This window comes from Streptomyces sp. NPDC053665, assembly GCF_055585285.1.
Window position 1 is genome coordinate 332,731 of record NZ_JBVJKK010000006.1, and the last position, 17,421, is coordinate 350,151.

At 73.2% G+C, this 17,421-nt stretch carries 13 protein-coding genes; 8 read left to right on the forward strand and 5 right to left on the reverse strand.

The genetic code is table 11. The features are described from left to right. Positions 1–157 precede the first annotated feature (157 nt). From ACZ6ZN_RS24815 to ACZ6ZN_RS24835, 5 genes are all read left to right on the forward strand, one after another. Positions 158–2,563, forward strand: coding sequence for a SpoIIE family protein phosphatase (locus ACZ6ZN_RS24815; protein ID WP_469649528.1), 2,406 nt, complete (start codon positions 158–160; stop codon positions 2,561–2,563). A gap of 197 nt (positions 2,564–2,760) precedes the next feature. After that, complete coding sequence (locus tag ACZ6ZN_RS24820; protein ID WP_469649531.1) at positions 2,761–3,165, forward strand: DUF779 domain-containing protein; 405 nt, start codon at positions 2,761–2,763, stop codon at positions 3,163–3,165. 287 nt (positions 3,166–3,452) lie between these two features. Continuing rightward, positions 3,453–4,895 carry a cytochrome P450 gene (locus ACZ6ZN_RS24825; RefSeq protein ID WP_469649534.1) on the forward strand — a complete coding sequence of 481 codons (1,443 nt, stop codon included), beginning with the start codon at positions 3,453–3,455 and terminating at the stop codon, positions 4,893–4,895. Next, positions 4,879–5,907 carry a (-)-alpha-amorphene synthase gene (locus ACZ6ZN_RS24830; RefSeq protein WP_469649536.1) on the forward strand — a complete coding sequence of 343 codons (1,029 nt, stop codon included), beginning with the start codon at positions 4,879–4,881 and terminating at the stop codon, positions 5,905–5,907. The genes ACZ6ZN_RS24825 and ACZ6ZN_RS24830 overlap by 17 nt, the downstream gene beginning before the upstream one ends. Positions 5,908–6,062: 155 nt before the next feature. Further along, the gene (locus tag ACZ6ZN_RS24835) at positions 6,063–8,972 is read left to right on the forward strand and encodes an ATP-binding protein (RefSeq protein WP_469649539.1); all 2,910 of its coding nucleotides are present in this window, start codon (positions 6,063–6,065) and stop codon (positions 8,970–8,972) included. Positions 8,973–8,984: 12 nt separating this feature from the next. On the opposite strand, the gene ACZ6ZN_RS24840 is transcribed toward ACZ6ZN_RS24835, so the two are convergent. Further along, the gene (locus ACZ6ZN_RS24840; RefSeq protein WP_398108720.1) at positions 8,985–10,466 is read right to left on the reverse strand and encodes an MFS transporter; all 1,482 of its coding nucleotides are present in this window, start codon (positions 10,464–10,466) and stop codon (positions 8,985–8,987) included. 178 nt (positions 10,467–10,644) lie between these two features. Here ACZ6ZN_RS24840 and ACZ6ZN_RS24845 point away from each other — a divergent pair, with 178 nt between their 5' ends. Next, complete coding sequence (locus ACZ6ZN_RS24845) at positions 10,645–11,250, forward strand: response regulator transcription factor (protein WP_398108521.1); 606 nt, start codon at positions 10,645–10,647, stop codon at positions 11,248–11,250. 316 nt (positions 11,251–11,566) lie between these two features. Here ACZ6ZN_RS24845 and ACZ6ZN_RS24850 read toward each other — a convergent pair whose 3' ends face one another. Next, positions 11,567–11,989 carry a secondary thiamine-phosphate synthase enzyme YjbQ gene (locus ACZ6ZN_RS24850; protein WP_451878167.1) on the reverse strand — a complete coding sequence of 141 codons (423 nt, stop codon included), beginning with the start codon at positions 11,987–11,989 and terminating at the stop codon, positions 11,567–11,569. Between the two features lie 88 nt (positions 11,990–12,077). Between ACZ6ZN_RS24850 and ACZ6ZN_RS24855 the strand changes: the two genes are divergently transcribed. Next, entirely contained in the window at positions 12,078–13,154 is a 1,077-nt protein-coding gene (locus ACZ6ZN_RS24855) for an NAD(P)-binding domain-containing protein (protein WP_469649542.1), read from the forward strand. 16 nt (positions 13,155–13,170) lie between these two features. On the opposite strand, the gene mltG is transcribed toward ACZ6ZN_RS24855, so the two are convergent. Both mltG and ACZ6ZN_RS24865 read right to left on the reverse strand, forming a co-directional pair. After that, complete coding sequence (mltG, locus tag ACZ6ZN_RS24860; RefSeq protein WP_398108524.1) at positions 13,171–14,016, reverse strand: endolytic transglycosylase MltG; 846 nt, start codon at positions 14,014–14,016, stop codon at positions 13,171–13,173. 43 nt (positions 14,017–14,059) lie between these two features. Beyond that, on the reverse strand, positions 14,060–15,862 hold the full coding sequence (locus ACZ6ZN_RS24865) for an ABC transporter ATP-binding protein (protein ID WP_469649547.1): 1,803 nt from the start codon (positions 15,860–15,862) through the stop codon (positions 14,060–14,062). A gap of 108 nt (positions 15,863–15,970) precedes the next feature. Between ACZ6ZN_RS24865 and ACZ6ZN_RS24870 the strand changes: the two genes are divergently transcribed. Continuing rightward, the gene (locus tag ACZ6ZN_RS24870; protein ID WP_398108526.1) at positions 15,971–16,420 is read left to right on the forward strand and encodes a MarR family winged helix-turn-helix transcriptional regulator; all 450 of its coding nucleotides are present in this window, start codon (positions 15,971–15,973) and stop codon (positions 16,418–16,420) included. A 103-nt stretch (positions 16,421–16,523) separates the two neighbouring features. On the opposite strand, the gene ACZ6ZN_RS24875 is transcribed toward ACZ6ZN_RS24870, so the two are convergent. Continuing rightward, positions 16,524–17,252 carry a L,D-transpeptidase family protein gene (locus tag ACZ6ZN_RS24875; RefSeq protein ID WP_469649853.1) on the reverse strand — a complete coding sequence of 243 codons (729 nt, stop codon included), beginning with the start codon at positions 17,250–17,252 and terminating at the stop codon, positions 16,524–16,526. Positions 17,253–17,421 lie beyond the last annotated feature (169 nt).

Sequence of the window (17,421 nt, forward strand, 5' to 3'; positions counted from 1 at the left end):
GGTGCCCGGGGACGGCGGGCGGACTCCCCCCGCCGTCCCCGCGGCCGTGCGCCGATCGCCGGCTTCCCCCCGGCCATGGACGCGCCCGCAGCGGCCGGTGGCGCGACAATCGGGGCAGGAGCCCGTGAGCGGTCGAGAGGCGTCAACCGGAGGCACCGTGGAGGGACGCGTACCGGAGGGCCTGGCGGTCGTCGTCGACGCCGGCGGGGCCGTCATGGTGTGGAGCGACGGCGCCCGCCTGCTGCTCGGGTTCGACTCCGCCGACGTGGTGGGCAGGCCCGTCACCGACCTGCTCGCCGCCGCGCTCCCGGAGTCCACGCGGCGGCATCTGGCCGACGGGCGCCGCTGGGCCGGTGAGGTGGCGCTGCGTCACCGGGACGGCGACCGCGTCGTGGTCCGGTTGCAGGGGACGCCGCTGCTGGACGCGGACGGCGGGCGGCTGTGGCTCGTGACCGGGACGGCGCCGGTGTACCGGGCCGGACCGGCCGAGCAGGCGACCCTGCCCCTGTGGGACCTCACGCTGGCCCAGCTGCCCGTGCCGGTCGCGGTCTACGACCGGGACGCCCGGCTGGTCGCCGCCAACGAGAGCATGACCGAGGTGATGGGCCGGACCGAGGAGGAGATGAAGGGCCTGACCCTGTGGGAGATCGAACCCCACCCGCCCTTCGACGCGTACGACCGCCTCCAGCGCGAGGTGCTGCGCACCGGCGAGATGATCTTCCACGAGTCGCACGACAAGGCTCCCGGCGAGACCCGGCCGCACGCCTGGTCGATGTTCATCTCTCCGCTCAAGGACGGGACCGGCGCGGTGCGGGGCGTGTCGGCGACCGTGTTCGACACGACGGAGCAGTACTGGGCCCGCCGCCGCCTGGCGGTGCTCAACGAGGCCAGCACACGCATCGGCAGCACCCTCGATGTCACCCGGACGGCCGAGGAACTCGCCGAGGTGGCCGTGACCGGCGGGTTCGCGGACTTCGTCACCGTGGACCTGCTGGAGTCCGTCGCCGTGGGCGACGAGCCCGGCCCGCTGCCGCCGGACACACCGGTGACGGTTCGGCGCACCGCGCAGCGGTCGGTGCTGGAGGGCTGCCCGGAGTCGGTGGTCCCCTCGGGCGGCACCACCCGCTACCCGGTCGGGACGCTGCCCCTGCGCACCCTGGCCGCGGGCCGGGCCACCCGGCACCGGCCGGGTGATCCGCAGCTGCAGGAGTGGCTCGGGTCGTCCACCGCCCGCGCCGAGACCGTGGCCAGGCACATGATCCACTCGGTGATGCTGGCGCCGCTGAGCGCCCGGGGCGTCACCCTGGGCCTGGTGCACTTCCTGCGGCACCGGACGGCGGAGCCGTTCAGCGAGGACGATCTGCTGCTCGCTGAGGAGATCGTCACCCGGGCCGCGGTGAGCGTGGACAACGCCCGCCGCTTCACCCGCGAGCGCCGCACCGCACTGGCGCTCCAGCGCAGCCTGCTGCCCCGGCGGCCGCCGGCGCTGGCGGCCGTGGAGGTCGCCTACCGCTATCTGCCGACCGGCTCCGGCGCGGACATCGGTGGCGACTGGTTCGACGTCATCCCGCTGTCCGGTGCCCGGGTCGCCCTGGTCGTCGGGGACGTGGTGGGCCACGGTGTGCACGCCTCGGCCACGATGGGCCGGCTGCGCACCGCCGTCCGCACGCTCGCGGACGTCGATCTCCCGCCCGACGAGCTGCTCACCCAGCTGGACGATCTGGTCATCCGCCTGGACCGGGAGGAGGGCCCCGGGGTGCACGGGACGGACACGCCGTCCGGCCAGGTGGGCGCCACCTGCCTGTACGCCGTGTACGACCCGGTCTCCCGGCGCTGCACCGCGGCCCGCGCCGGGCACCCACCGCCCGCGCTGGTCACGCCCGGCGGCGCGGTGCGGCTGCTGGACCTGCCGGCCGGACCGCCGCTGGGTCTGGGCGGTCTGCCCTTCGAGGCCGTGGAGCTGCCGCTGGAGGAGGGCAGCCTGCTCGCCCTCTACACCGACGGTCTCCTCACGGCGCCGGAGCAGGGCATCGAGGACGGGGCCGCCCTGCTGTGCCGCGCGCTGGGCGAGCGGGCGGGCACCCTCGACGAGACCTGCGACCGGGTGCTGCACACCGTGCTGGACGGCAGGCCCGCCGACGACATCGTGCTGATGCTGGCCCGGACGGCCGCGCTCGACGCGGCGCAGGTGCGCACCTGGCGGCTGTCACCGGAGCCGGCTGCGGTGGCCCGGGCCCGCAAGATGGCGGGTGAGCAACTGGCCGCGTGGGGCCTGCTGGAGGCCGAGTTCGCCACCGAGCTGATCGTCAGCGAACTCGTCACCAACGCCCTGCGCTACGGCGGCGCTCCCATCGAGCTGCGGCTGATCCGCGACGCGAGCCTGATCTGCGAGGTGTCCGACGGCAGCAGCACCGCACCGCACCTGCGCCGGGCCCGGGTCTTCGACGAGGGCGGGCGGGGGCTGATGCTCGTCGCACAGCTCGCCGAGCGCTGGGGCAGCCGTCAGACGGCCACCGGCAAGACCATCTGGGCCGAGCAGTCCCTGACCGCGGACGGGATGTGACGCGACCGGGCTCCCCCGGGTTCGGCGGGGCCGCGGCGGCGCAGAAGCCGAAGTCGGGGACGGCGACCGGCTGGTGCGCGCCGCATGCGACGACGCGTGCCTGCTGCGGGCACACGGCCCGCACGGGGCTTGCGGTCCCGCACCCGTGCGGGCCGATACTGGGCACCTGGCCACCCGCCGTGCCCGGGAGGGACCGCATGACCGTACGCACGGGACGCGTCGAACTGACCGCCGAGGCGGAGGAGTTGCTGCGGCGCCTGACCGCGGCGCACGGGCCGGTGATGTTCCACCAGTCCGGCGGCTGCTGCGACGGCAGCGCGCCGATGTGCTACCCGCGCGGCGAGTTCCGGGTGGGCGCCTCCGACGTCCTGCTCGGCCAGGTGGGCGGCGACACCCCGTTCTGGATGAGCGGCGACCAGTTCCGGTACTGGTCGCACACCCACCTCACCGTGGACGTCGTCCCCGGCCGGGGCAGCGGCTTCTCCCTGGAGGCCCCCGAGGGCGTCCGCTTCCTGCTGCGCTCCCGCCTCCTGACGGACGAGGAGCTGCGCCGCATCGAGTCGGAGCCACCGCTCCCGACCGGCGCCGACGAGATCGTCTAGCGCGAGGGATCTCCCGACGGGCCGGTTCCGGCCCGCGTTTCGCCGTACGCCGGCGAATGCGCCGTGCGGGGCGGCGGCATGGCCAGGGTCTCCTGGCGTGGGGAATGCGTCCCCCGCGCGAACGCGCCGCGACGGTGATGACCCCCGCGCTTCCCGTGCACCTGTGCGCCCCCTCGCAGAAAGGGTTCACCAGATCGGCGGCAGGCGCGGACCGGGCAGGACTCGGTGAGCATCGCGTCGGTGCACCGTCACCGCATCAGCCCGTCGACCAGGACAGGTGGTTCTCGATGAGCGGCGTCACTTCCCGGACCGAGCCGGCGTGGACGGCCGGTTCTGCACCAGGCATATTCCCTTTTCTCAGCCACGGTATCGCCCTGGCCCGGCGACCGCTGGACTTTCTGAATTCCCTGCCCCAGCACGGCGATCTCGTCGCATTGCGCCTCGGCCCCCAGCGCGCCTGGATGGTCTGCCACCCCGAGTTGGTCCACCACGTCCTCAAGGACAGCGCGACGTTCGACAAGGGAGGCCCGCTGTACGACCGGCTCGGCGCCCTGATGGGCGAGGGCCTGGTGACGTGCCGTCAGGACACCCACCGCCGCAAGCGCAGGGTGCTGCAACCCGCCTTCCGGCGCTCGCGCGTCACCGGCTGTGCCGACCTGATCGCCGAGGAGGCGGAGGCCACCTGCCGCAGCTGGCAGCCGGGGCAGGACGTCCGGGTCAGCGCCGAGATGACCGCCCTGACGACGAGGGTGATCAGCCGCGTCCTGCTGTCCGACTCGCTGGACGAGGCCACCGCCGCCGAGGTGCGGGACTGCCTGACCGTCATCGTCCGCGGCCTGTTCGTCCGCACCATCGCCCCGGTCGACGCGCTCTTCCGACTGCCCCTCCCGGCCAACCGCCGCTACCGGCGGGCCGTGGACCGCGTGCACGCGATCATCGACGCGGCCATCGCGGAGCGCACCGCCGGCCCGCCCCGCGACGACGTGCTGGGCGCCCTCCTGGCGGCCGGACGCGAGGACGGCACACCGGCCCTCACCCCGCAGGAGATCCACGACCACCTGGTGACGCTGCTGCTCACCGGGGTCGAGGCGCCCGCGCTGTGTCTCGCCGACGCCTTCGCCCTCCTCGCCCGCAACCCCGAGGCGGAGCGCCGGCTGCACGATGAGGTCGACACCGTGCTGGGCGGTCGGTCCCGGCCCACCTCGGCCGATCTGCCGCGCCTCCCGTACACCCGCTGCGTGGTCTCCGAGACGCTGCGCCACACCTCGCCCGGCTGGCTCTTCACCCGGGTCACCACCCGGGAGACGGATCTGGCCGGGTGCCGGCTGCCCCGGGGGGCGACCGTGCTGTACAGCCCCTACCTCCTGCACCACGCGCCCGGCACGTTTCCCGAGCCCGAGCGCTTCCTGCCCGAGCGCTGGCTGCCGGGGTGTCCGACCGCCGAGCAGCGGCGCGCCTGGATGCCGTTCTCCGCGGGTGGACGCACCTGCCTGGGCGACGAGTTCTCCCTGACGGAGGCCACGCTGGTGCTCGCGACGGTCGCCGGTCACCGGCGCCTTCGGCTGCTGCCGGGTCCCGCCGAGCGGCAGCGCCCGGCGATCACCCTCGGGCAGCGGGCCCTGGTGATGAGGTGTGAGCCGCGCACCCGCGGACAACGGCGGGCGGACGCGGCCCCCTCCGGCACCGCGAGCGAGGGAACGGCGGGTGACGGCCATGTCGGTCGCGCATGAGGAGAGGGCCGTCGAAGAACCCGGCGAGGCCCGTGCGTCCAGCCTGGTGGAGCTGATCGACGCCCACCTGCACATGCCCTACCCGGCCCGGCGCAACCCCCATGAGGCCCAGGCGGCGGCGGGCGTCGGCCGCTGGCTGGCCGAGTGCGGACTGGCCGGCGAACCGGGGGTCGCGGCGATGATCGCACGGACCCGTCCGGCGGAACTGGCCTCGTACAACGGCCCGGACATGGATGCCGGGCTGCTGCGCATCGCGGCGAACCAGATCGCGTACCAGTTCGTCTTCGACGACCGCGCGGAGGAGATCGGCCGGGAGTCACCGGAGGCGCTGCTGCCGATGCTGGCCGAGAGCGTCGGTGTCCTGCGCGACGGCAGGCCGCCCGGCACCGCACTCGGAGCCGCCCTGGCCGACCTCCACGAGCAGGTCCGGCTGCGCTGCACCCCGGCCCAGGCGGCACGCTGGGCCTGGAAGAGCCGCGAGTACGTGCACGGGCTGCTGTACGAGGCGGTCGCGCAGGCCGGCGCCCGTCCCCCGAGGAACGACCTGTGCGGGGCCATACGGTCCCTCACCGCCGGAGTCGAGCCCTTCCATCCCCTGTGCGAGGCGGCGCAGCCCGCCGAACTGCCCCCGGAGGAGCTGCACCACCCCGCGGTGCGGCGGCTGAGCCGGCTGACGGCCGACGCCGCGGTCTGGATACCCGACCTCTACTCGGCGGTGAAGGAGCGGCGCTCCGGCGGGGTCATCAACGTGGCCCTCGCGTACGAACGCAGCCGGCGGTGCTCCCTGCCGGCGGCCGTCCTGCTGGCCGTGCGGCAGATCAACGACACGATCCGTGAGGTCGAGCGGCTCCGGGCGGCCGTCGCGTCCGTGCTGAGTCCGGCCGGAGCCGGCTATGTGGACGGCCTGATCGGCTGGATCGGCGGCTGCTACCACTGGTCCCGCACCGTGCCGCGCTACGCGGACGCGGCGGCCCTGATACCGGATCCGGCGCTCCGGGGAAAGCGGGGTTGACCGACGTTACCCGAAGGAGGGAGGCCCCCTTCCCGCACTCCGAGCGATTCACCCTTTCCAGTTGCGCGATCCGTCATATCAGGCCATTACCGCACCTGTACGGGCATACGCTCGGCCTGTCTCCCGGAGGCCGACGACAGAAAGTGGTGCGGCACATGGAGCAGGATCTTGGGCAACCCGTACCCGAGACCCGGCCGTTGCTCGAGCGTGCACGCGAACTGCGAGCTCTCGAAACAGCCTTGGCGGAACTGCGGTACGCGGTCGACGGTGTGCCGCGCGCACGCAGCAGGGGGCTCCTGGCGTTCACCGGGTCGGCCGGACTGGGCAAGACGGCGCTGGTCACGCAGGCCCGCGCCCGGGCCGCGGCGCGCGGCTTCACGGTGTTCTCCGGCAGGGGCGGCGAGAAGGACCAGAAGCTCGCGTTCCACGTGGCGCGCCAGCTCGTGCAGCCCTCTCTGGCGGCACTGGACACGGAGAAGCTGCGCCAGGCCCTGGGCAGTTGGTACGACGTCGTCTCGGCGGCCCTCGGCCTGGAGGCGAAGGGTGCTGCCCGGCTGCCCGATCCGGACTGCGTGCGCGAGGGGCTGGACTGGGTGATGACCCGCCTCGTCGTCCGCAGGGCTCCCGCGGTCCTGCTTCTGGACGACCTGCACTGGGCCGACGCCGAGTCCCTGGGCTGGCTCGCCTCGTTCGCCTCCCGGGCCGACGATCTGCCCCTGCTGGTCGTGGCCGCCTACCGGCCCGACGAACTGCCACCCGAGGGTGCCGCGTTGCGCACGCTCGGCGGACGGCACGGCAGCCGCTCCTTCCGCCTGGAGCGGCTGAGCGCGGACGGCGTGGCGCGGATCGTCAGGGACGAGCTCGGGCGGGACGCCGAGGACCGGTTCTGCAAGGAGTGCTGGTCGGTCACCGGCGGCAGCCCCTTCGAAGCGGTCGAACTCGCCATCCGGCTGGGCGAGCAGAACCTGCGGGGCACCGAGGGCGACCTGACCGCCATGCGGGAGATCGCCGCGACGGTGAAGGGCCCGGGTCTGCACGAGAGGCTGCAACGGCTCGACACGCGAACGGTCCGCTTCGCGCAGACCGCCGCGGTCCTCGGCTCGCCCTTCTGCCCGCGGCGCGCCGCCGCCATCGCGGTGCTCGGCGACGAGGACGCGGCCCGGGCCGTCGCGGATCTGCGCGCCGCCCGCTTCCTCGCCGAGGGCGAGGGCCCGAGGGGCGAGCTGGAGTTCGTCCACCCGCTGATCGCCACCTCCGTCTACCGGCACATCCGCTCGGGCTTCCGGGTCCTGCTGCACAACCTCGCCGCCGAGTCGCTGCGCACCTCCGGCGAGAGTCCCACCGCCGCCGCACGGCACCTGCTGGAGGTGCCGTGCGAGGGCAGACCCGAGGCGGTGGCGTGCCTGCGCGAGGCCGCACGCGAGAGCCTGGGCGCGGGCGCCACCGACGCGGCGCGGAGGCTGCTGACCCGCGCGCTGCAGGAACCGCCGCTGCCGGAGGACCGGGCCGCGACCCTGTACGAACTGGCCTGCTGTACGTTCCTGATCGAACCCACCGCCACCGTGCGCCATCTGCGGGAGGCTCTGAAGCAGCCCGGCATCGACCCCGATCTGCACGCGTCCATCGTCTGCACGCTGACCCAGGCACTGGCCCACACCGACCGGCTGGCCGAGGCCGCCACCGTCGCGGCCGAGGAGGCGCGCAGGGCCGCGCATCCCCGGGTGCGGCTGCGCATGCAGGCCGACCACTTCGTGTGGAGCATGGTCCGCACGGACGACGCCGACGCACCGGCCCGCTCCCGTGCCCTGGCCCGGCTGGCCGCGCAGCTGCCCGGCCGCAGCCTGGAGGAGCGCTGCATCATGGGCCTGCGCGCCTGGGACGCCATGAAGCGCGGCGAACCGCGGGAGACCTCCCTCTCCTTCGCCGAGAAGGCCCTCGACGGCGGCATGAGCTGGACCGACGAGAACCACGGCTTCGAAATCCCCGTCTCCGTCGCGCTGGTGTTCATGTACGGGGATCAGCCGCGGCGGGCCGAGGAGCTGTTCGGCAAGGGCATCGCCGCATGCGTGGGCAAGGGCTGGCGCGGCTCCCACCTGGCGCTGGGGCAGACCCTGGCGGGTTACATCCGCTACCGCCGGGGATGTCTCGCCGAAGCCGAGAACCTGGTCCGGGAGGGCCTGCGGATCGCCGAGAAGGTCGACGGGGCGGTCCCGGCCCGGTGGTTCGCGCTGGGCGTCCTCATCCAGACCCTGCTGGCCCGCGGGCGCGTCGGCGAGGCGCGTCGGGTGGCGGACGGGTCCCGGTACGCCACCGAGGTGCCGAACGCCGTCATCTACCCGGACCCGCGCACGGTGTACGCGGAACTGCTCATCGCGGAGGGCCGGCCGGAGGAGGCCGTGCCCCTGCTCACCGGCGTCGGCGCCTGGCTGGACCGGCGGGCCTGGCGGAACCCGGCCTGGTGCCCGTGGCAGCTCCACCTGGCCTCCGCGCTGGCCCCGGCGGCCCGCGAGGAGGCCCTCCGGCAGGCCGGTGACGCCGTGCGCCGCGCCCGCGACTTCGGTGCCGCCTCGGTCGTCGGACAGGCGCTGCACACACTGGCCGACGTCACCGGCGGGCCGGCCGCGCTCGACCTGTACGACGAGGCCGTCGACCATCTCGAACGGTCGCCCGCGGGCTACGAACTGGCGCGCGCCCTGGTGGATCAGGGGGCGGCGCTGTCGCGCGACGGGCGCCTGCAGCAGGCCGCCGACCGGCTGTACCGGGGCCTGGAGGGCGCGGTGCACTGCGGCGCCGAGGCCCTCGCCGCGCGGGCCAGGCAGGAGTTGTCGGCAGCGGGGATGCGTCCGCTGCCCCTGCGCTACGCGCAGACCGATCTGCTCACGGCGCACGAGCGCAGGGCCGCCGAGATGACGGCCCGGGGCCGCCCGGCGCCGGCGGTGGCGCAGGAGCTGCGGATCACGGAGGAGGGCGTGCGGCGGCAACTGTCCTCGGTGTACCGCAAGCTCGGCACCGACGCGGCCGGACTGGCCGACGCGCTGGCGGCCTCCCCGCCGCCGGGACGGTGAGGGCCGCCGGGCTCACATCGGGCCGGGGGTCGCCCCGCCCTTGAGGCGTTCCAGGTCGGAGGGGCGGACCTGGATGACGACCAGGGCGATCAGGGCGGCCACGGCGGTGAAGACGGCTGCCGTGACGAACGCGGCCGAGACGCCGGCGGTGAGGATCTCGTCGGACCAGGGTTTGGGCAGCTGCCCGGTGCGCTCGAACCGCAGGCGTTCCACCGGCGTCGCCTGGCGCAGGAAGGCGGGGACCTGCTTCTCGGCCTCGTTGGTGCTGGCCGTGCCGTACATCGTCACCAGGATGGACAGGCCGAGGGAGCCGCCGACCTGCTGGGTGGCGTTGAGGAGGCCGGACGCCGCGCCCGTCTCGGGGGTGGGCACGTTGGACAGGGCCATGAGGGTCAGCGAGACGAACTCCATGCCCATGCCGAGGCTGAAGACGAGCATCGGCCCGAGGACGCTGCCCGCGTAGGTGGAGTGCACGTCGGTCAGGGTGAGCCAGGACAGTCCGGCCGCCGCCAGGATCGCGCCCATCACCATGAACGGCTTGGGTCCGTACACGGGCAGGAACCGCGAGGCCAGTCCGGCGCCGACGGCGATGACCGCGCTGACCGGCAGGAAGGCGAGACCTGCGGCCAAGGGGCTGAAGCCCAGCACGTTCTGCACGAACAGCGTGAGGAAGAAGAACATCCCGAAGATCGCGGCGGCGAGGCACAGCATGATGCCGTAGGTGCCCGCGCGGTTGCGGTCGGCGAACATGTGCAGCGGCGTGATGGGTTGTCTGGAACGCCGCTCGATCAGGATGAAGGCGATCAGGAGCACGACCGCCCCGGCGAACGAGGCCAGGGTGAGCGGATCCCGCCAGCCGTCCTGCGCGGCCCGGATGAACCCGTAGACGAGCAGCACCATGCCCGCGGTGGAGGTGAGGGCGCCGACGATGTCGAAGCGCCCGGGATGGCGCTCGGACTCGCGGATCCACTTGGGGGTGGCGAGCACGATGAGCAGGCCGATGGGCACGTTGACGAACAGCACCCACCGCCAGTTGAGCCACTCCACCAGCATCCCGCCCGCCAGCAGGCCGATCGCGCCGCCGCCCGCCGAGACCGCGGCGAAGACCCCGAACGCGCGGTTGCGTTCCGGTCCCTCGCGGAACGTGGTGCTGATCAGGGCGAGGGAGGTCGGGGAGGCGATGGCACCGCCGACGCCCTGGAGGGCGCGTGCGCCGAGGAGTTGGCCGGGGTTCTGGGCGAACCCGCCGAGCAGGGAGGCGAACACGAAGAGCAGCACGCCGAAGACGAACACCCGCCGCCGGCCCAGGATGTCACCGGCCCGGCCGCCGAGGAGCAGCAGGCCGCCGAAGGTGAGCGTGTAGGCGTTCACCACCCACGACAGGCTCGTGGTGGAGAACTCGAGGCTGCTCTGGATGTGCGGCAGGGCGATGTTGACGATGGTGATGTCGAGAACCACCATCAGCTGGCATGAGGCGATGACCAGAAGCGCCATGACGTTTCCGCCACCACCGGTCTCCTTGGTGGTGGTCGCCTGTGGTGCGGCCGGCTGCGGGCTGCTGCCTGCGGTGTCCACCGTTCGACGGTACGCCCGCCCCATGGGCCTCACCACTCGACCGGACGCGCGGGCGGCCCGACCTGAAATCCGCGGTGCGGGCGGCGATAATCCGAGCGTGATCCGCGTTCTGCTCGTCGAGCACACCCGTCTCGTGCGGGGAGCGTTCGCCGCCCTGCTGTCGCACGAGGACGACATCGAGGTCGTCGCCGAGGCCGACGGCGAGGGGGACGTGCTCGCCCGCGCGGTGGCGTGCCGGCCCGACGTGGCCGTGATCGACGTGGACTCCCGCGAGGGCGAGGAACTGGCGGTCCGGGGTGAGCTGCGGGAGCGGCTGCCGGAGTGCCGGATGCTGCTGGTGATGGCCTCGACGACACCCGAGCGGCTGCGCCGCATGCTGGATCTGCACGCCGCCGGTGTCATCAGCACCAACGCCCCGCCGGACCGGCTGGTGTACGGGGTCCGCAAGCTGGTGCGGGGGCAGCGCTTCGTCGACCCGGAGTTCGCGCTGGCCGCGCTGGACGCGGGCGTGAACCCGCTGACGCCGCGCGAGGTGGAGGTGCTGCGGCTGACCGCCGACGGCACGCCCACGCGGGAGATCGCCGAGCGGCTGTGCCTGTCCGTGGCGACGGTCCGCAACCACCTGTCGGCGATCACGCGCAAGACGGGCGGCCGCAACCGCATCGACGCCATCCGGATCGCCACCGAGTCGGGCTGGGTCTGAGCGCCCGCCCCCCCCCCTTGCCGCCCCCTGCTCCGGGTGTCCGGCTCTCCAGGTCTCCAGGTGTCCTGGTGTCCGGGAGCGCCCCTGAACGCCCCCGGACAGAGGAACGGCCGGGCAGGTCATCGAGGTGTACCTGCCCGGCCCCCGCGGGCCCTCGCGCCCTGTCCCGGGATCTGCCACGAGCATGGCAGAGCGGGCACGGCGCCGACCAGCACCGTTTGTCACGCCTTCGACGTGAAGCCGTCATCGGCCACCCGGGAGGAACGCCGGTACGGGATGGGTGTTCGGTTCGCCCGGGAGCGAGGACGCGGCGGGGTCAGCCCAGGAAGCTCAGCCGCACCGTGCGGTCCGGGTTGTCCTTGTTGGTGTCCACCAGGCACACCGACTGCCAGGTGCCCAGTTGCAGCCGGCCGTCGACGACCGGCAGGGTCGCGTGCGGCGGGACCAGGGCGGGCAGGACGTGGTCCCGGCCGTGGCCCGGGCTGCCGTGCCGGTGCTGCCAGCGGTCGTCGGCGGGCAGCAGGGTGTGCAGCGCGGACAGCAGGTCGTCGTCGCTGCCGGCACCGGTCTCGAGGACGGCGATCCCGGCGGTGGCGTGCGGCACGAAGACGTTGAGCAGGCCGTCGCGGCCGGCGGCGGCCTCGCGCAGGAAGGACTCGCAGTCGCCGGTGATGTCGAGGACCCTCTCCGCGGATCCGGTGCTGACGTTCAGGACTCGAGTGGTGAAGGCATCAGACATGCCCTCCATCCTGGCCCATGCGTCCGCCGCCTCCGGGGCGCCCCGCCCGTCGGGAAGATCCACGCCCCCCGGGACTGTTGGTAGAAATGTGAACAACCCGCGTGAGGTCGAGACCGTTGTCATCGGCGCCGGCCAGGCCGGTCTGGCGGCCGCCTACCACCTGCGGCGCTCCGGCTTCGAGCCGGAGCGCGACTTCGTGGTGCTGGACCACTCCCCCGGCCCCGGGGGCGCCTGGCAGTTCCGCTGGCCGTCGCTCACGTACGGCAAGGTGCACGGGATGCACGCGCTGCCGGGCATGGAGCTGACGGACGCGGACCCCGCGCGGCCGTCCGCCGAGGTGATCAGCGAGTACTTCGACCGGTACGAGCGGGCCTTCGACCTGCGGGTCAGGCGCCCGGTCGGGGTGCGGGCCGTGCGCGAGGGCACGGGCGGCCGGCTGCTGGTGGAGACCTCGGACGGCACCTGGTCGACGCGGACGCTGGTCAACGCCACCGGCACCTGGGACCGGCCGTTCTGGCCGCGCTACCCGGGTCAGGAGACCTTCCGCGGGCGGCAGCTGCACACCGCGCAGTACCCCGGGCCCGAGGAGTTCACCGGGCAGCGGGTCGTCGTGGTGGGCGGCGGCGCCTCGGGCACCCAGCATCTACTGGAGATCGCCGGGCACGCGGCGGCCACCACCTGGGTGACCCGGCGCCCGCCCGTGTTCCGCGAGGGTCCGTTCGACGAGGGCGCCGGCCGGGCCGCGGTCGCGCTCGTCGAGGAGCGGGTCCGGCAGGGACTGCCGCCCCGCAGCGTCGTCTCGGTCACCGGGCTGCCGCTGAACGACGCGATCCGGCAGGGCATCGAGGACGGGGTGCTGGACCGGCAGCCGATGTTCGACCGCATCACCCCGGCAGGCGTGGAGTGGAAGGACGGCCGGCACGTCGACGCCGACGTCATCCTCTGGGCCACCGGTTTCCGCGCCGCGATCGACCACCTCGCCCCGCTGCGGCTGCGCGGCCCCGGCGGCGGCATCCGCATGGAGGGCACGCGCGCGGCCGCGGACCCGCGGGTCCACCTGGTCGGCTACGGTCCCTCGGCCAGCACGATCGGAGCCAACCGCGCGGGCCGTGCGGCGGTCCGCGACATCAGGCGGTTGCTGAGCGGGGAGCGGGCCGCGGCGTAGCCCGTCCGCCCTCGCCTCATCCGGCCGCCCGTGCCCCGGCGCTCTTCTGGTGGGCGTTGAACTCCGCGACGTTGCGCTGGTGTTCCTGGTAGTCGGCGGTGAAGCGGGTGTCGCCCGGGCGGACCGTGACGAAGTACAGCCAGTCGCCGGGGGGCGGGTTGACGGCCGCGCGCATCGCCTCCTCGCCGGGGTTGTCGATGGGCGTCGGCGGCAGCCCCATGCGCTGGTACGAGTTGTAGGGGCTGTCCATCCGGGTGTCGCGCAGCGTCGTACGGAGGGTGGAGCGGCCGAGGGCGTAGTTGAGGGTGGAGTCCATCTGCAGCGGCATGCCGCGCTCCAGGCGGTTGAAGACGACCCGGGCGACCTTCCCCATGTCCGCCTTGGTGGCCGCCTCCGCCTGGACGATGCTGGCGATCGTGACGGCCTGGTAGACGTTCATGGCGTTGCGCTGCGCCCCCGCGGCGATGGGCGCGCCGTTGAACTTCTCGTTGGCGGTGTCGACCATCAGCGTCAGCAGCTTCTCGGGCGTGGTCTTCCCGCCCAGCGGGTAGGTCGCCGGGAAGAGGTAGCCCTCGGGGTTGCCGTCGGCGTCGTTCGGCAGTTTCAACGCGGCCTTGGCGACGACCTTCTTCGTGCTGCCCGCGGGCAGTTCGAGGGCCTTGTCGACGGCCGTGTAGACCTGCGTCGCGCGCCAGCCCTCCGGGACGACCAGGGCCGTGGGCCGAGGGTCCTCCTCGGGAGTCAGCGTCAGCAGCGGCACCGCCACGGCGGTACCGACCACGACGGCTCCGGTCGCGACGAGGGCGATGCGGCCCCGGCGCGTCAGTCGAATCGTGCTCCGTGGCGGAGTGTTCTTCTGCATGCGGGCACGGTAACCCGCATATCGTCACAAACCCGGCATATTTTCATTTTGTCGGTTGCAGTTGGGCGTCCCGGCGTACCAGCGCGGCGTACCGGCCGTCCTGTTCCAGCAGTTGTTCGTGGGTGCCGCGTTCGACCGCGCGTCCCGCGTCGAGGACGACGATCTGGTCGGCGCCCCGCACGGTGGAGAGCCGGTGGGCGATGGTCAGCGTGGTGCGGTTCGCCGTCAGGGCGTCGATCGCATCCTGGACGGCCGCCTCGGTCCGGGTGTCCAGCGCGCTGGTCGCCTCGTCGAGGATGAGGACCGGCGGGTCGCGCAGGATGGTGCGGGCGATGGCCAGGCGCTGCTTCTCGCCGCCGGAGAAGCGGTGCCCGCGCTCGCCTACGACGGTGTCGTAGCCGTCGGGCAGGGAGGCGATGTGGTCGTGGATCTGGGCCGCCTCCGCCGCCCGCCTGAGTTCCTCGTCGGTCGCGTCCGGCTTGGCGAAGCGCAGGTTGTCGGCGACCGAGGCGTGGAAGAGGTACGTCTCCTGCGAGACGACGCCGACCGCCCGGGCCAGGGTGTCGAAGTCGAGGTCGCGCACGTCGACCCCGTCGAGGGTGACGCGCCCGTCGGTCACGTCGTACAAGCGGGGCACCAGGTAGCCGAGCGTCGACTTGCCGGCCCCGGTCGGACCGACCAGGGCCAGACTGCTCCCCGCCGGCACGGTGAGGTCGATGCCGTCCAGGATCGGGCCGCCCTTGTCGCCGTAGCCGAAGGAGACGCCCTCGAAGCGGATCTCGCCCTTGACGCGGTCGAGACGGACCGGATCGGGGCGCTCGGTGATGTCGACCGGCAGGTCGAGGTACTCGAAGATGCGCTGGAAGAGGGCGAGCGAGGTCTGGATCTGCACGCCGGTCGACAGCAGGCTCACGGCCGGGCGGAACAGGCCCTGCTGGAGCGAGACGAACGCCACGATCGTGCCGATGGACACCTTGGGACCGCCCATCTGGAGGGCCATGCCGGCGGTCCAGTAGATGACGGCGGGCAGGGCGGCCATGACGATGGTGATGACGGCCATGCGCCACCGGCCGGCCATGCTGGAGCGCACTTCGAGGTCGACGAGTTCCTCGGACTCGTCGGCGAAGGACTTCGTGAGGGAGTCGGAGCGGCCCATGGTCCGCCCGAGCAGGATGCCGCTGACCGAGAGCGACTCGGTGACGGTGGCGGCCATGGCGGCCATCTGCTTCTGGCGCCGGGTGGTGATCTTCCGGCGTTCGTCGCCGACCCGGCGGCTGATCCACACGAAGACCGGCAGCAGCACCAGCGAGACGATCGTCAGCCGCCAGTCCAGGGCGATCATCGCGACGATGGTGGCGACCACGCTGGTCAGGTTGGAGACCAGGGAGGTCGCCGTGGAGGTGACGGTGGCCTGCATGCCGCCGATGTCGTTGGCGATGCGGGACTGCACCTCGCCCGTGCGGGTGCGGGTGAAGAACGCCAGGGACATGCGCTGGAGCCGGCCGTACACGGCGGTGCGCAGGTCGTGCATGACGCGCTGTCCGACGGTCGTGGAGATCAGGGTCTGCAGGACCCCGAAGACGCTGGTGAGGACGGCGCCGAGGATCATGCCGAGGGCGAGCAGGCTGAGCAGGCCGGTGCGCCCCTGGGGGATCGCGACGTCCAGGATCTCCTTCAGCAGGAAGGGCGTGGCGACCGAGACGAGCGACGCGGCGCCGACCAGCAGGCCGACGACGGCGAGGCGACCCCGGTAGGGGCGGAACAGGGCGAGGATGCGGCGGACCTGCCGGGGCTGCTCCTGCATGCCGTCGGGCGGGGTCCAGGCGATGGCGTGGTCGGGACGCATGGGCTCCTTCGCGGGGGGTGTCGCCGGGGGCGTGGCGGGTCGCGGGTCGGATCGTAGTTCATTGTTACCTAGACTCACAATGAACGTCATCCTGATATTGTTCCCCGCATGACCATGCCCGACCCCGACGGACCGCTCGCCGAGCAGTTGCTGCGGCTCACCCGCCGGGTGCACCGCATCCAGAAGCGCCATCTGCAGCAACGCGAGCTGGGCGTCACACCCGCCCAGTCGCGTCTGCTGCGCACGCTCGCGCACTGGGGTTCGCCGCCGCGCATGGCCGATCTCGCGGAGCGGCTCGAAGTGGTGCCGCGCGCCGTGACGACCCTGGTGGACGGGCTGGAGGCGAGCGGGCTGGTGCGGCGCGTGCCCGATCCCGCGAACCGGCGCGTGATCCGCATCGAGCTCACGGACGAGGGCCGGTCCACGCTGCGCGAGCTGCACGCCGTGCGCAGGTCGGCGGCGGAGGAGATCCTCGCTCCGCTGACGGGGGATCAGCGCGAGACGCTGGGCGCGCTGCTGGACACGCTGATCGACGGGGCACCGGCGGAGCGCTGCTGAGGGGCGCGGGGCGCTGGTGACGGGCGTCGACCGCTGGTGACGGGCGTCGACCGCTGCTGACGCACGTTGGGCGCGGAAGCGACACTGCGGGTGCCGAAACGCCCTAGGCGGCCAGGTCGGCCCTGTCGCCCATCACCACCACAGGATGCTGTCGCGGATCGAGCGTGCGCAGCAGGTACTTCATCGCCGACTCGGACACGCTGACGCAGGCCGACGTGCCGCTGCCGTGGTCCATGTGCAGCCAGATCCCGCCCCCCCTCTCCTGACCCTCCGGCCGGGTCGGGTCGTTGGGCGGGGTGCCCTTGACGCGGTTGTAGTCGATGGCGATGACGTAGTCGAAGTCGTGCCAGTGCGACTTGGCCCACCAGCGCGGGGCCGCGAAGGCGGCGGAGCGTGTGTACGGGAGCCCGGAGCCCGGGTCCGGCAGCACGCCGCCTGCGTCGCTGAGGGTGAACACGCCCACGGGGCTGCGGTCGTCGTCCTCGTGGTGGTCGGTGGTCCAGCCCTTCTTGCCGTTGTGTCCGGCCCAGTCGCGCTCCCGCTGCCAGGCCGAGCCGTGCTTGGTGTACAGGACGACCTTGGAGTCGGCGGAGTTCTTGCCGTCGCCGTAGACCGCGACGACCTGGCGGGATCCGGACGGGATCTGCCGCTGGAGCCGGTCGCCGACACCGGGGATGCGGGTCGGATCGGCCGTGGTCGCGTGGGGGCGTGTCGCCGGGCGCCCGGTGTCCGTCCGGCCGTCCTTCGCACCGCCGCACGCGGACAGGGCCGTCACGAGGGAGGCGACGACCGCCGTCGCGGCCACCGCTCGTCGTACGCCACCACTGTGCATCGCTCCGTTGTTCATCGCCCCATGGTCGCACCCGCGCTCCGGCGAGGACGGGCCGAGGTCGCACAGGCGGCCGGTTGCGTGCGGTGGACGGAAAACCGTTTGCCTCCGACCGCGTCGCACCGCGAACCTGTCACGGTTTGCTGCCTTCGGCCCGCACCCCCTCGCCCTC